Origin of the sequence: Rhizobium sp. TBD182, assembly GCF_001950375.1 — a bacterium.
Classification (GTDB): Bacteria; Pseudomonadota; Alphaproteobacteria; order Rhizobiales; family Rhizobiaceae; genus Agrobacterium; species Agrobacterium tumefaciens.
The window spans coordinates 203,432-215,742 of record NZ_BDLN01000007.1; the positions used below are offsets into that span (position 1 = coordinate 203,432).

13 protein-coding genes are annotated in these 12,311 nt (G+C 58.1%); 8 read left to right on the plus strand and 5 right to left on the minus strand.

Annotation, left to right across the window (positions count from 1 at the left end):
• The first annotated feature begins 18 nt into the window (after positions 1 to 18).
• The 4 genes from T18_RS20120 to T18_RS20135 all read left to right on the plus strand — a co-directional run bounded on the left by T18_RS20120 (position 19) and on the right by T18_RS20135 (position 4,245).
• The gene (locus T18_RS20120; protein ID WP_050923926.1) at positions 19 to 1,062 is read left to right on the plus strand and encodes a helix-turn-helix domain-containing protein; all 1,044 of its coding nucleotides are present in this window, start codon (positions 19 to 21) and stop codon (positions 1,060 to 1,062) included.
• 152 nt (positions 1,063 to 1,214) lie between these two features.
• Positions 1,215 to 1,502, plus strand: a complete 288-nt coding sequence (locus T18_RS20125) for a hypothetical protein (protein ID WP_233284963.1) — start codon at positions 1,215 to 1,217, stop codon at positions 1,500 to 1,502.
• A 71-nt stretch (positions 1,503 to 1,573) separates the two neighbouring features.
• A complete protein-coding gene (locus T18_RS20130; protein WP_004431981.1) occupies positions 1,574 to 1,804 on the plus strand; it encodes a hypothetical protein in 231 nt (76 codons plus the stop codon).
• Positions 1,805 to 1,908: 104 nt separating this feature from the next.
• On the plus strand, positions 1,909 to 4,245 hold the full coding sequence (locus T18_RS20135; protein ID WP_019566511.1) for a glucose/quinate/shikimate family membrane-bound PQQ-dependent dehydrogenase: 2,337 nt from the start codon (positions 1,909 to 1,911) through the stop codon (positions 4,243 to 4,245).
• 80 nt (positions 4,246 to 4,325) lie between these two features.
• Here the strand turns inward: T18_RS20135 and T18_RS20140 are convergent, their stop codons facing one another.
• The 4 genes from T18_RS20140 to T18_RS20155 form a co-directional block, all read right to left on the minus strand.
• Positions 4,326 to 4,826, minus strand: coding sequence for a ferritin-like domain-containing protein (locus T18_RS20140; RefSeq protein WP_004431986.1), 501 nt, complete (start codon positions 4,824 to 4,826; stop codon positions 4,326 to 4,328).
• Between the two features lie 149 nt (positions 4,827 to 4,975).
• Positions 4,976 to 6,202, minus strand: a complete 1,227-nt coding sequence (locus T18_RS20145) for an NAD(P)/FAD-dependent oxidoreductase (protein ID WP_004431988.1) — start codon at positions 6,200 to 6,202, stop codon at positions 4,976 to 4,978.
• A 146-nt stretch (positions 6,203 to 6,348) separates the two neighbouring features.
• A complete protein-coding gene (locus T18_RS20150) occupies positions 6,349 to 6,909 on the minus strand; it encodes a type 1 glutamine amidotransferase domain-containing protein (protein WP_004431989.1) in 561 nt (186 codons plus the stop codon).
• 17 nt (positions 6,910 to 6,926) lie between these two features.
• On the minus strand, positions 6,927 to 7,154 hold the full coding sequence (locus tag T18_RS20155; protein ID WP_004431991.1) for a hypothetical protein: 228 nt from the start codon (positions 7,152 to 7,154) through the stop codon (positions 6,927 to 6,929).
• A 44-nt stretch (positions 7,155 to 7,198) separates the two neighbouring features.
• Here T18_RS20155 and T18_RS20160 point away from each other — a divergent pair, with 44 nt between their 5' ends.
• Genes T18_RS20160 through T18_RS20175 form a run of 4 tightly spaced genes read left to right on the plus strand, consistent with a single transcriptional unit; the run spans position 7,199 to position 11,211 of the window.
• On the plus strand, positions 7,199 to 7,462 hold the full coding sequence (locus T18_RS20160) for a hypothetical protein (RefSeq protein ID WP_075807788.1): 264 nt from the start codon (positions 7,199 to 7,201) through the stop codon (positions 7,460 to 7,462).
• Positions 7,443 to 8,273 (plus strand): N-formylglutamate amidohydrolase, encoded by an 831-nt coding sequence (locus T18_RS20165; protein WP_004432005.1) that lies wholly within the window; start codon positions 7,443 to 7,445, stop codon positions 8,271 to 8,273. The genes T18_RS20160 and T18_RS20165 overlap by 20 nt, the downstream gene beginning before the upstream one ends.
• On the plus strand, positions 8,270 to 10,147 hold the full coding sequence (locus tag T18_RS20170; protein WP_004432007.1) for a flavohemoglobin expression-modulating QEGLA motif protein: 1,878 nt from the start codon (positions 8,270 to 8,272) through the stop codon (positions 10,145 to 10,147). Before T18_RS20165 ends, T18_RS20170 begins: the two co-directional genes overlap by 4 nt.
• Before the next feature lie 17 nt (positions 10,148 to 10,164).
• Positions 10,165 to 11,211 carry a glutathione synthase gene (locus tag T18_RS20175; RefSeq protein ID WP_004432010.1) on the plus strand — a complete coding sequence of 349 codons (1,047 nt, stop codon included), beginning with the start codon at positions 10,165 to 10,167 and terminating at the stop codon, positions 11,209 to 11,211.
• A 1-nt stretch (position 11,212) separates the two neighbouring features.
• On the opposite strand, the gene T18_RS20180 is transcribed toward T18_RS20175, so the two are convergent.
• Positions 11,213 to 12,235 carry an NAD-dependent epimerase gene (locus T18_RS20180; RefSeq protein WP_004432021.1) on the minus strand — a complete coding sequence of 341 codons (1,023 nt, stop codon included), beginning with the start codon at positions 12,233 to 12,235 and terminating at the stop codon, positions 11,213 to 11,215.
• Positions 12,236 to 12,311 lie beyond the last annotated feature (76 nt).

The following is a 12,311-nucleotide window of genomic DNA, read 5'->3' on the forward strand; positions in this document are numbered from 1 at the left end:
TTTTCACGGAACAGCGGTATTATGAACACAGGGTTTTCGGAAGCTCCGTTAGCGCGCTCGCGTTTCGATACACGCCATGTGCCGAAGCGCGACGCCATGGCGCTGTGGCGGGATTCGATCAACGTGCTTTTTGATGCCCGCCTGCGCAGATCGCAGGATGACGGTTTTTTTGCTAGTGTCGATGCCGCCTTCATCGGCAATGTCGCGCTTGGCCGCACCCAGTCCTCGGCGCAGGATTTCGACCGCTCGCGCCACAAGATTGCCCGGGACGGGATGGACGGCTTTCTCCTGCAATTTTACGCCAGCGGCCAAAGCATGTCGCGGCGCGGAGCGGGCGAGACTGCCGGCCCGGGCGATCTCTACATCATTGACATGGCGCAGCCGCTGGCCACAGCCACAACCGATCACGATCATCTGAGCCTTGTCGTGCCGCGCCGGCTGCTGGAAGGCAGGCTCATCGGTTCCGGCAATAATCACGAGCGCGTGCTGCCGGCCGGTTTGCCGCTGGTATCTCTGCTGCGGGAAACGATGACCAGCGTTTACCGCCACTTTGACGTCATGAACGCCAATGACGGCGCGGCCACGGTCTCGCCATTGCTGGAGCTTGCCGCGGCTGCCATCAATAATCATGTCCGGGAAGACAATGCGCAGGGTGTTCAGCGGGCGCTGCGAGCATCCATCAGGCGCTATATCGACAATCATCTGCTCGATCCGGCCTTGTCGGTGGAAAAGGTCATGGGCGAGTTCGGCGTATCGCGACGCACCGTCTACCGGCTTTTCGAACCGCTGGGCGGGTTTTCGGCCTGTATCACCCATAGGCGCCTCGAACGGGCAATGGATTTCCTGCGGGCGCCGCAGTCGGCCCATATGACGATAGCTGAGGTGGCGGCGTCCTATGGCTTCACCAACCCGGAAAATTTCAGCCGCGTTTTCAAGAAGACCTTCGGCCTGTCGCCGCGTCAGATGCGGCATTTCGCATCCGAAAACCGCGATACCATACCGGATATTATCAAACCGGATAGCGCAGAGTGGACACGCTGGATCGTGCAGCTCGGTCGCTGACGCGATTGTTTCGAAGCCGATCTGACACTGTATGACGGAATGTTGGCACAATCCGACCATTCGTTCCGCTTGTACCTCCGCAGGGATGCGCTTGCGCGGCGGGCGTGCCACAGTACGGACGTTGTTTTTAATAGATATTTCGCCTGACAATCATGATGATACGAATTCTCAATTTTCTGGAGATGCTGCCCGTATGGCGGGTGCGTCGCCGCGACACGACGAGATACCTCGAAGCCGCCGGCGACCAATGCGACTTTGAAACGGCGGGACCACCGCTGTGGCTGTCGATTTCTGAAAACCCGCCGGAAATCCAGTGCGAAACCGAAGACGTCAATCGCCGGCCACCATTCTCGTGGCTGGGGATTGGGCAAAGTTTCAGTGCGGTCGATGAGTGCGACGGTGCCGGTTGCGATAGACTTGCGGTCGCAGAGTACGGCTAAGCTGATTTTGCTGTCTGGAACAAACTGTGTCCCTGTGAATTAAATCACCAGGGTTACAGGGAGTGAGAGACATGGCCAGAGAAAATACCAGCTATCTTGGCGGTCGGCATGATCCGAAAAATGAAACCGCAACGCGGGCGCGGCAAGGGGTAAAAGGACGTCCGGTTCTTGTCATCCTGGTTGTCAGTCTGCTTCTCGCGCTGGTGGTCTGGACGGTCGTCGAATATGCGGTTTTCGAACCCGACGAGAACCGGCCGCAAAACGCTCAGACGGAGACTGCGCCGGCGCCACAAAACCCATAACCATCATGCCGTGAAATTTTTCACGGTGAATGTTGAGTTTGTATGGAACCAGATTGCCCCCAATTCCATTTCACGCAAAGTGACAGGAATCGGGGGTTTCATTCATGGCAGTCACCGTTACTGCGGTTATTCTATCGCTGATCGGCCTTGCGCTGTTCGGTTTTGGCTCTCAGCTCGTCATGTTGGGCGGGAGCTTCTATTACGTCCTTTCCGGTATGGCCTTCCTGTTGACAGCCATTCTGCTGTTCAAGCGTAACCGGGCAGCTCTCCACGTCTATGCCGTCTTCATTGTCGCGACACTCGCCTGGGCCCTCTGGGAAGTGGGTTTCGACTGGTGGCAACTTGGGCCGCGGGGTGGCTTCGTCATTCTTATCGGCCTGTGGTTGTTGGTGCCCTGGGTCAGGAAGCCTCTCGGTTTTTCAAGCCCGACAGGGCTGAATTACGGCCCGAACGCCTGGCCACTCGCGCTCTCCGTTCTCGCCTCCATTGTGGTGGCGGGATATTCGATGGCGCAGGATCCGCATGACCAGGCAGGGTCCTTGTCTGAGGAGAAGGTGGCGTCAGCTCCGATCTATGGCGGCGACGTGCCGGATGGCGATTGGCATCAATACGGCCGCACGCCTTATGGCCAGCGCTATTCGCCGCTGACGCAGGTCAATGTCGATAATGTTTCGCAGCTGAAGGAAGCGTGGCGGTACCAGACCGGCGACGTGAAGCTACCGGATGATGTGGGTGAAACCACCTATCAGGTAACGCCGCTCAAGATCGGCAATACGCTTTATATCTGCACGCCGCACAATTGGGCGATCGCCATTGATGCCGCCACCGGCAAGGAAAAATGGAAATACGACCCCAATGTCGGTCTTAACCCGGACCGCCAGCACCAGACGTGCCGCGGTGTTTCCTATTATGCCGAACCCAATGCCGCACAGGGCACCGCCTGCGCCCAGCGCGTTTACCTGCCGACCTCGGATGCGCGGCTGATTGCGCTTGATGCAGCGACCGGTCAGATTTGCACATCCTTTGCGGATCAGGGCGTGCTGCATCTGGAACAGGGCATGAAATACAATCCTGCCGGTTATTATTATTCGACCTCGCCGCCCGTGATCGCGGCGGGCAAGATCATCATCGGCGGTGCGGTGAACGATAACTACTCCACGCAGGAACAGTCCGGCGTCATCCGTGCGTTCGATGTGAACAGCGGCGCACTCATCTGGAACTGGGATTCCGGCAATCCGGAAAAGACCGAGCCGATTGCCGCAGGCGAAACCTACACTACCAACTCGCCGAACAGCTGGTCCGTGTTGAGCTACGACGAGGGGCTTGGCCTCGTTTACGTACCCCTCGGCAATCAGGTGCCGGACCAGCTTGGTATGGGTCGCAGCGAGAATGTGGAGAAATATTCCTCCTCCATCGTGGCGCTCGATATCAATACCGGCAAGGATCGCTGGGTGCGCCAGACGGTTCATCACGACCTCTGGGATATGGATGTGCCGGCCCAGCCGGTGCTGCTCGACATCACCAAGAACGGTCAAAGCGTTCCTGCACTCGTCGGCCCTACAAAGCAGGGCGATATCTACGTTCTGGACCGGCGCACGGGTGAGCCGCTTCTGCCGATTACGGAAGAACCGGCACCGGGCGGTACAATCCCTGAGGACTTCAGCTCCCCAACTCAGCCAACGACGGCGCTGTCGTTCAAGCCGGAGCCGCTGAAGGAAAAGGACATGTGGGGCGTCTCCATGTTCGATCAGCTCGCCTGCCGCATCCGCTTCCATCAGCTGAACTATCAGGGCCGCTATACGCCGCCCTCGCTGAACGGCTCCATCATCTATCCCGGCAATTTTGGCACGTTCAACTGGGGCAGCGTCGCGGTCGATCCCGAACGTCAGGTCATGTTCGGCATGCCGACATACCTTGCCTTTACCTCGCAGCTCGTGCCGCGCGCCGACATCCCGCCGAAGGGCCAGGACGAGAAGGGCAGTGAGCAGGGGCTGAACCGCAATGACGGTGCGCCCTATGGCGTCTTCATGGGACCGTTCCTCGGTCCGCTGAAAATCCCCTGCCAGGCACCGCCGTGGGGTTATGTCGCTGGTGCCGACCTGCGCACCGGCGATATCGCCTACAAGCACAAGAACGGCACGGTCCATGACATGACGCCGCTGCCGTTGCCCTTCAAGGTGGGCGTACCGGGCATTGGCGGGCCGATGATTACCAAGGGTGGCGTGGCCTTCCTCGGTGCTGCCGTCGACAACTATCTGCGCGCCTACAACCTCACCACCGGCAAACAGCTCTGGGAAGCACGTCTGCCGGCTGGCGGGCAGGCAACGCCCATGACCTATGCGCTGGATGGCGGCAAGCAATATGTTGTGATGGTCGCGGGTGGTCACGGCTCGGTTGGAACCAAGCCGGGCGACTATGTGATCGCCTATACCCTGCCGTAAAACGAGGCGGATTCAATCAAACAAAAAAAACCGGAATGGGTGACCATTCCGGTTTTTGCTTGTGCAGTTGGAAAAGGCGATCAGGCCGCCTTTTTCTGTGCTGCGGCATTGATCGATGTCTTGGCAAGCGCGCTCAGCGCATCGTCCGTCTTGGACTCTTCCTTCAGCGTCGCATCCAGCAGGGTAACGGCATTGGCATGACCAAGCTTTTCGGCCCATGCCTTCAGGGTGCCATAACGGGCGATTTCGTAATGTTCGACCGCCTGGGCTGAGGAAATGAGACCGGCATCGAGAGCTGCGGTGCCTTTGAAATCGTCCATAATCTCTTCGCCCTCGGCAATGATGCCCTGGATGGCCTCGCAGGTCTTACCCTGCGCCCGCTTGCCGATGATCTCGAACACTTCCTGAAGGCGTTCGATCTGGCCCTGCGTTTCTTCTTTGTGCTTTTCGAAGGCCTGTTTCAGCTTCGGGTCTGTCGCTGCCCGCGCCATTTTCGGCAGAGCTTTCAGGATCTGCCTTTCGGCGTAATAGATATCCTTCAGCGTATCGTAAAACAGGTCGTCGAGTTTTTTCTCGGCCATTGGTTCTTCTCCCATGGTGTGAAAGTGCGTGATGTACGCCATTGCGCACGGGAGACAAACCTTTCGGAGCCCCTATGGTTCCGGCTCTGTTGCGCGCAACGTTTTATATTCCAGCAGACGCTCCGCCGCATATAGGATGACAAGCGGCATCAGTCGAAACGGAAGAGATCGGCGTCGGGGTCCTTGCCACCATTAACGGCAGCGGCGACTATCTCGGCGGCGATCTGGCTGAAGGTGATGCCGTTGCCGCCAAAGCCCATGACGGCATAAACGTTCTTCATGCCGGGAACCGCGCCGATCAGCGGCAGGCCCGTGGTGGTCGTGCCGAAGCCGGCCGCCCAGCGATATTCGGGTTCGCCGATGTCGACGCCAAGAAGCTTTTCGATCTTGCGTTTGATTGCATCCGCCTTGGAGGCAAGCTTGCTCTCAGACAGGTAGGATGTGGAGTTCTCTTCATCCTCACCACCGGCAATAAGGCGCCCGTCCCGGTCGGTGCGCAGGTAGAGATAGGGATCTGAAGCCTCCCAGAGGATGTGGCTATTCAGCCAGTCCGGCAGATCGATACCCTTCGCACTCGCCAGCGCCCAGGTGGAGATGATCTGGTGTTTCGGGCTTTCGAGCGATTTCAGGAATTCGTATCCGGTGCAGAAAACGATATTGCGCGCGGAAATGATTTCGCCCTGTGCTGTGGCGACGACCACCTCGTCACCGAGATTTCGAAGATCGGTGATTTCAAGTTGTGAAACGATCTCAGCGCCGGCGCCCGCTGTGTGGCGCAACAGGCCTGCCGTCAGCTGCGCCGGATTGGCGGAAGCGGAGATATCGCTGAGGATCGCCCCTGTCCGCTCAATCGCATAGTCGTTTTTAAGTTCTGCGGTGTCGAGAAAGCGGGCCTCGATCCCGGCCTCTTCGCGCGCTGCCGCTTCGGCCTTCAATGCACGCAAACCCATCTCGTCTCCGGCAAGATAAAGCGCCTGTTTGCGCGCCATGCTGCAGGAAATGCCAAGCGAAGAAACGATTTCCTCCAGCCGCAGCACGGCGCGCGCGGAGCGCTGCCACGCCCGATCAGCAGCATCCTTGCCGATCATCTTTCTGAGCTCGATCAGGGGTGTGTCGATCTCGTGCTGTATCATCGCAGTGCTGGCGACACTGCTGCCCATCACCGGATCACGCCGGTCGACGATCAGCATGGATTGCCCCGGTCTCTGCAACGCATGGGCGGCAAGCGCGCCGCTGATGCCGGCGCCGACGACGATCGTATCGTAATGGTCGGAACTCGGGGTGTTTCTGGTGCGGAGGCCTATGCGTGGCGTGTCGGCCCAAAGGGGTTTCGATTCCCTGAGGTCGCGTTCCTTCGTCAGTTCCGATGTGGGCATGGAGTTTTCCTGAAAGGTGCAGGGCATTTACGGTGGAAACGCCTGGCGGGTTACGTCTGGAAAATGCGAACAAACAAAGACAGAGAGCGCATCCGGCCATTTTGGATAGGCCGGATGCGCTCTGGTTTTTTTCCGCTTTACGGCCCTTAGGCAGCGCGGCGCTCGTGGTTGCCTTCTTCGACCTCCTCGATGATTTTGGCGACGAAGGCGTCCAGATCATCGGGGCTGCGAGACGTGATGATGCCCTTATCGGTCACAACCTTTTCGTCCTTCCAGTTGGCGCCGGCATTTTTCAGGTCGGTTTTGATCGACCAATAGGAGGTCGCGTCACGACCGCGCAGGGCATCTGCTTCAACCAGAAGCCAAGGGGCATGGCAGATGGCAGCCACGACCTTGCCGGATTTGACGAAATCTCGCACCACGCGCATTGCATCCTCGTCATGACGCAATACGTCCGGATTGATCTGGCCGCCGGGCAGGACGAGTGCATTGAAATCATTGGCGCTGACGTTCTTCGCGGACATATCGACGGCGATGCTGTCGCCCCAGTTCTTTTCGTCCCAGCTCTTGATCTCACCATCCTTGATCGAGGCGATCTTGACGTCCGCGCCCTTGGCCTTCAGCTGATCATATGGCACGCGCAGTTCCGAACGCTCATAGCCGTCCGTTGCGAGAATGACGATTTTTGCAGTGTTGATGGCAGTCATGTCTGTTTCCTTCCTGTTTATCTGTTTTCGTCTTTGTCCGAATTCACGGAGGGCAGAAAAAACTCCACATCCTCACGGCGCTCCGGATCGAGCTTTTCGATATTCGTTTGCCAGAAGGTCTCGGCTTCTGCCGGTTCGTCTTCCCATTGGCGCACGAAGGTCTTGTTGTCGTCGATCATGACCTGACGGGTGCCGCCGAGCCGCAGATATTCTTCTGCAAGTTTACGCGTTTCGGTCTTTTCCATGTCGCGGCTCCTTGTGCGTGGAAAGCGGGGACGGAGGGCGCCGGATGGGTAAGAAGCTCGGCTGCCATTTCGTTGGCCACCGGGAGAAAACGGAAAAATCCCGATGTTCTTCAGCGCCATCGTGTCCGTTTGACACGGCGGCCCTCCTGCCAGAACAACGTGAGCTTTCCGGTATGGTTCCGCATTTTTTCAGGCGGATTCTTGCCAAGGACAAATGTATCGCGCGCAATTTTTATCGGAACAAACCGGCAAGTCGTGCTGTTTTAGCCCAGATGCAGGGGAGGCAGCATGACAGCCAGACACAGTGACGGCGAGTGCCGCGGCAACGACGAAAACAAGGGTTTCTGGTCGATCGACTTCGGCAATTCACCGATCATCGGCACGGCCATTCATGATGGTCATCTCATTCGCCCGGACATAGCCTCGCTGATGGCTCTTTCCGCCGACCAGCGGCTGAGAGAGGAAGACCCTTTTACCGGCGAGATGATCGCGGGAATGACAAACCGCATTGTCGTTCACCATTCGCGTTTCGAAATCGATCTCAACCGGTTCGCCGATCAGGCAGTTTATCTGAAGCCGGAACAATCCTGGGGGCTGGAGGTCTGGAAACAGGAGCCGCCGGAAGAGGCCACCCGGCAATCGCTCGATTTTCATGCCGACTATTACGCAATGCTCGAAGCAGTTCTTTCAACCGTCGAGCGGCGGCATGGTGCTTTTGTCGTGCTGGACATACACAGCTACAATCATCGCCGGCAGGGCGCTACAGCGCCGCAAACGCCCCAGGCGGAAGCGCCTGATATCAATATCGGCACATTTTCCATGGATCGCAGCCGCTGGAGTGACGTCGTCAGTGCGGTGGGCCATCATTTTGCGACAGCCACCATCGGCGGACGCCGCCTTGATGTACGCGAGAACGTCGCCTTTCAGGGCAAGGGTGAGCAGACCCGGTTTATTCACGAGCGTTTTGCGCAGAACGGCTGCGCCATCGCAGTGGAGTTCAAGAAATTCTTCATGGACGAGTGGACCGGTAAGCCGGATAAGCGCGTCGTTTCCGATATTCGCGACGCTATCACCGCACTTCAGCCGGTTCTCGAAGAATGCCTGAGGGCGCGGCGATGAACGTCTCCTCGGCGCGTGGTGAACCGTTACAGGTTATCGAGCTGGTAGACGATGTCGTCGCCTGCCTTGAGGCTGGCAAAGCCGTCCGTCGTGATGTCGGAAAGAACGGCCGGCTGCATATCGACCGGCCGCTGCCGTTTCTTTGCCTGCATCTGACTGGTGGCACGAAGGACCTTGCGGCCCGCGATATCGCCTCTGCGCATGCATCTTATCTGATCGCATCGAGCATTCAGGAGGCTGCACCCCTGATTGCAGCCGTCGGCACGGCCATGCGCGAACGTTTCGGCGCCTTCATGGTTCTCGATATCGGCGAACTGGAACACGACATTCTGCTCGCTGACGATTCACCTTTCCTGCCGCATTATGAGGTTTCCGTCTCGGCAACATCTGAGCCGGAAACGCAAAGTGCACGCCGTGTTTTCATTAAGGCGGTTTGTGATGCCGAAGTGCGTTTCCGCACGCCCCGCATAACCCGGCCCGAACCGGATGCCGATCCGATCCTCAGATTTCAAAATGCCGGGCTTGATTTTCCCTGCATCAGCGTGCGTTTCGCGCCGATCTACCGACAGCCTGAATCCGGCGCCGATTATCCCGGCCTGCGCGAGACGATGATTGCGGATATTTTCGATGCCGGCCTTCAGGCCTTCTCGTCATTCGCTGCCGGTAAAGATGCACTCAAGGTTACCAGCCATCGCGCGCTCGGCCGCAAGGCCTTCGTTGATGCCGTCAGACGTGCCGATCGTTCAATAGACGACATCGTCTCGTCCTTTGATTTTCTTCTGTCCGTGACGCCGATCAATGCCCGCCGGGCCTTCGAGGAATTTCGCGATGGCAGCTTCCAATATGCGCCGCGCCTGCTTTACCGGCCGCTCGGCGTTGACGTCGAGGAGCAGAAACGCAAGCTCTATTCCGTCGTTTTCGATCATCTGGAAGACCCGGTGCTTTATCATCTCTACCGGGAGAAACAGCAGGAGATCGATCTGCAACTGACCATGCTCGCCAATCTGCATCGCCGTACTTTCACCGATTTCTCCCGCGCCCTTTACGGTGCCGTCGAACCCGCGCTTCTGACGCTGGCGCTCAAGGTGCTTGCCGATTGCCCACGCAAGGATGAGAGCGGCGAAATCGCCATGGTCGATTGTTATGCGGTCGCCAAAAAATCGCGCGAGATGATCGAGACCTATCTGGCGGAGGAGCCGGAATTCAAGGCGCGTGTCGAGATCAGGGATGACCTGCCGCCTGGCCTGATGGTGACGGGCGAGAAGCTCCTGATTTCTCGCCACACCGTCATGGAACAGCGCCGGGTCGAGGCGCTGCTGTCGCATGAGATCGGCGTGCATCTCCTCACCTATTTCAACGGTTCGTTTCAGGGCCTCCGGCTCTTCCGCACCGGCCTTTCCGGTTACGAGGGCGTGCAGGAAGGGCTGGCAGTGCTGGCGGAACATCTGGCCGGCGGCATGACGCGCGAGCGCCTGCGGCTGATCGCCGGCCGTGTCGTCGGCTGCGCCGCCATGCTGGACGGCGCGACTTTTGTTGAGACGTTCCGGACTATGACCCGCGATCATGGTTTCGACGAGGCTGGCGCCTTCAACATGGTTTTGCGCATCTATCGTGGCGGCGGTCTTTCCAAGGACGCGATCTATCTGCGTGGGCTTGCGGAGGTGCTGGAGCATCTGCGCAAGGGTGGCGCGCTCGATCCGTTCTGGATGGGCAAGATTGCCGCTGCCCATTTCCCGGTGATGCAGGAGCTTGCCTTGCGCGGCCTCTTGCGTCCGCCGGGCGTACGTCCCGCTTTTCTGCTGCCGGCCAAGGCCAATGAGCGGCTGGAAAAGATACGGGCCGGATTATCCATCGCCGAACTGGCGACATTGTAATATTACAGGAGGGGCTTATGCGTATCGCATTTTTCGTCAATTCCATCGAAACTGAGGGGCCTACTTTCGCAACCGGCCTGCTGGCCATGGCGGCGCTCAATCGCGGTCACGAGGTGGTGTATCTGACGCCTGGCGATTTTACCTTGCGCTCGGATGATAGCCTGACCGTACACGCCACCGTTCTACCGAAGGCCAAATACAAGAAAGCCGATGCTTTTCACGCGGCACTTCAGGACAAAGCACTGGAACGGCGTACCATGGATGTAGAGGAAATCGACGCGCTGATGCTGCGCAACGATCCCTCGCTGGATCAGACGACGCGGCCATGGGCGGTGCATGCCGGCATTCTGTTCGGGCGGCTGGCAGAACAGCGCGGCGTTGTGGTTTTGAACGACCCGGAAGGATTGGCGCTGGCGCAGAACAAGCTCTATTTCCAGAGCTTTCCGGAAATCGTACGCCCGACCACGATCATCTCGCGCAATGTCGATGAAATACGCGCATTTGCGGATACCCACCCTAAGGGTGTCATCGTCAAGCCGCTGCAGGGTTCAGGCGGCAAGAACGTCTTCAAGATCGGCTCCAGCAAGGAGGCCAATCTCAACCAGATTTTCGAGGCGGTCAGTCTCGAAGGTTACTTGATTGCACAGGCCTATCTGCCGGCCGCCAAGGATGGCGATATTCGGTTCTTCATGATGAATGGCAAGCCTCTGATGCGCGACGGACAATATGCGGCTTTGCGCCGCGTTCCGGCAAAAGGCGATCTGCGCTCCAACATTCACGCCAAGGGCACTGCCGAGGCCGTGAAGGTGACGGACGAGATTGTGGCGCTTGCCGAAATGATGCGGCCGAAGCTGGTGGAAGACGGTATGTTCCTGGTCGGGCTTGATATTGTCGGCGACAAGATACTGGAGGTAAACGTGTTTTCGCCCGGCGGTCTCTCCAACATTCGCGACCTCACCGATGTCGATTTCAGCGATACGATCATCGAAGCCGTGGAAACCAAGATCGCCATGCAGAGCGCCTCCGGCGGTATGCTTTCAAATCGTCTTCTAGCGACGCTTTGATTTATTCGCGCAGCTCTGTCGACTGCATGTCACGATACCAGGCGACGAGGGCCTTGATGCCCTCCTCGACCGGGGTTTGCGGCACATAGCCCGTCAAGGCCCTCAGAAGATCGGGTGAAGCGAAGGTGCGGGGGACGTCGCCCTGCTGCATCGGCAACATGTTGCGGATTGCCGGCCTGCCGACCGTCTTTTCGACCGTTTCGACAAAGTGCATCAGCTCTACCGGCTGGCCGCCGCCAATATTGACGATGCGGAAGGGTGCGTGGTGCGACAGCGTGTCGGTGACGCCTTCCTCAGTTACCCGGTTTTCCTCGGACGGAATGACCTGGCTCAGCCGGACGATACCTTCAACGAGGTCATCGATATAGGTGAAGTCGCGGCTCATATTGCCTTGGCCGTAAATATCGATCGGCTCGCCGTTCGAGATGGCGTCGACGAATTTGATTGGCGCCATGTCCGGCCGTCCCCACGGTCCGTAAACCGTGAAGAAACGGAAGGCTGTGGTGGGCAATTTGTGAAGATGGGCGTAGCTGTGCGCCATCAATTCCATCGATTTTTTGGTGGCCGCATAAAGCGTCATCGGCTCGTCGGCCTTGTCGCTTTCCGCAAAGGGAATTTTTTCATTGGCGCCGTAGATGGAGGAAGTTGAAGCCAGCATCAGGTGTTTGACACGCAGGTTCTTGGCAAGCTCCAGCATGTTCCACGATCCGATGAGATTGGAATCGATATAGGCGCGTGGATTTTCGAGGCTGTAGCGAACACCCGCCTGCGCGGCGAGGTGAATTATGATTTCCGGTTCGGCAGCCTCTGCCGCGCGCTTCAGCGCATCCGTGTCTTCCAGCATGCCGATTTCCGCCCTGAAACCGTTGGAGCGGGAAAGGATCGCATGGCGTTTTTCTTTCAGGCTGACATCGTAATATTTCGTCATGCCGTCGAAACCGGTTACGAAATGGCCGGCATCGAGCAGCCGTTTGGCAACGTAAAAACCGATGAAGCCCGCGGTGCCGGTAACCAGATAACGCATGATGACTATATCCCAAATCCGTTGGTGCGTTTGCGGCCGAACCGAAGCGCAAAAACCGTTTTAATGAAACTTCGAA